Raw genomic sequence first — 2,036 nt, 5'->3', positions numbered from 1 at the left:
GGCCGAGGCGGCCTGGATGCGCGAGACGATGGAGGTCAGCTGGTCGACGGTGGCGTTGGCGTCGTCGCGCATGCGCGCGAACACGCCGTGGAACTCGCCTTCCATGCGTGCGCTCAGGTCGCCGCGGGCGATGGCCTGGAGCAGGGCGGACAGTTCGCCCAGGTTGGCGTTGGTGGTCTCCATCAGCCGGTTCAGGCCACCGATCATCGCGCGGAAGTCGTGCTCGAAGCGCGCCTCGTCGCCCCGCTGGCTGAAGTCGCCCTCGGCCGCCGCGTCGGCCAGGCGGCGGATCTCGCCGTTGATGGCCGAGAGGTTGCCCTTGATGCCGTCGACGGTCGCGGTCATCGCCGCCTTTTCGCCGGGCAGGCGCTGCATGTCCACGCTGAAATCGCCGATCGAGTAGTGCTTGAGCACCTCCAGCGCGCCGAGGATGGTCTCCACGTGGGAGGCGATCAGGGCATTGGAGGCCGCGGCCATCGTGCCGTATTCGCCCGGGAAGGCGGCCGCGTCGATCCGGTAGCTGATGGTGCCGGCCTCGTGCTGCCCGGCCAGCTCGCGCTGCGCGGCGATCACCGCCTGCACCTGCTGCTGCATGCGCTGCATCGAGCGGGCCAGGACCGCGGGCTCGTCGCGGCCGCGGGTGTCGATCTGGTTGTCCAGCCTGCCGTCGGCGATGCCGTCGGCGACGCGGACGGCATCGGTCAGCGGAATGGTCAGGCTGCGGGTGATCAGGTACGCGGCCAGCGCGCCGAGCACGATGCTCAGTGCGCCGAACGCCAGCACCAGCTCGCGGGTCCGGGCCTCGACCTCCAGGTAGGCCTCGCGGCTCTGCAGCGAAAGCTCGTCCTGGCGCTTGGCAAGCTTGGCGATTGCCTGGTTCCAGGCCACCGCGCGGGGGCGCAGTTCGTTGAGCAGCACGTCGATGGCGGCGTCGAAATCGCCGGTCTTCATGAATCCGTCGAGCTTGGCGGTGGACTCGTCGGCGATGCGGCGCTTCTCGAGGATGTCCTGCACCATGCGCTCGCCCACTTCGTCGCGCGGGAGCTTGAGGAACTCGTCCCAGGCCTTGTCGTAGTCCACGAACAGGCTCTGCGCGTAGGCGTAGTCCTCGTCGAAGTCGGCGCCGCGCTTGATCAGCATCAGGCGCCGCTGCATCAGCACGCTGTTGTTCGTGTTGAGCATGCTGTTGAGCAGGCGCATCTTCGCCATGTTGACGTCGACGACCTGCCCGAACTGCGCCGACGTTCGGCCGTTGCCGTGCATGACCACGGCCAGGATCCCGGCGATCAGCAGCAGCAGCAAGCCGAAGCCCGCGGCAAGGCGCGGACCCACCTTCAGTTTCCTCAGGGCAAACATCGCATCCTCTCTGTGACGTGGTACCGGAGGAAGCGGCGGTCGCGGGGGTTTTCTTTAGGCGCAAGCACGACCCGGATGCGCACCTTGTGATGGAGCGCACCGATCGGGCAATTGGCCAGCGCGGATTGATGCGGATCAATGAAATGCGATGTTTGCGGTGCTAGTTAACGACCGCGGAGGCGCATTCCTTTAATGCCCGCCAAGGGCGGCTGGATCCTTGCCTTGTCGCGGCCGCGGCCAATGATCGCCGCAAGGAAGGCAGGGGGGAGGAAACAAGCCGGCCCCGTTGCGGAGCCGGCGTCGACCGGAACGAAGCCCCTTCCCGGGGCCGGCACCTAGAACTCCTGCCAGGCATCCACGGCGGCAACGCCGGGCCTTGCGGAGTTGCCGGCGCGCGAGGCGGCGGGGGCGGCCAGGCGGAACGCAGCGACCGCCTCGGCCAGCTGGCTGGCCTGTTCCTCCATCGCGCGCGCGGCGGCGGAGGCTTCCTCCACCAGCGCGGCGTTCTGCTGGGTAGCCTCGTCCATCTGCACCAGGGTCTGGCTGACCTGCTCGATGCCCGCCGCCTGCTCCTGCGAGGCGGCGGAGATCTCGGCCATGATGTCGGTCACGCGCTGCACCGAGGCCACGATCTCGCCCATGGTCTTGCCGGCCTGCTCGGCCAGCTGGGCGCCATCGGC

General features: G+C 68.6%; 2 protein-coding genes. Both read right to left on the bottom strand.

Annotated features, from left to right (window positions below):
• On the bottom strand, positions 1-1,356 hold a 1,356-nt coding region (locus tag PSEJ31_RS0113995), incomplete at its 3' end, for a Tar ligand binding domain-containing protein (protein WP_037035292.1).
• A gap of 335 nt (positions 1,357-1,691) precedes the next feature.
• The coding region (locus PSEJ31_RS16140; RefSeq protein ID WP_037035290.1) for a methyl-accepting chemotaxis protein at positions 1,692-2,036 on the bottom strand (345 nt) is incomplete at its 5' end.

Source organism: Pseudoxanthomonas sp. J31, assembly GCF_000510725.1.
In the GTDB taxonomy this organism is placed as follows: Bacteria; Pseudomonadota; Gammaproteobacteria; order Xanthomonadales; family Xanthomonadaceae; genus Pseudoxanthomonas.
The sequence above is the reverse complement of the archived record's forward strand: the minus strand, read 5'-3'. Positions and strand labels throughout refer to the sequence as shown.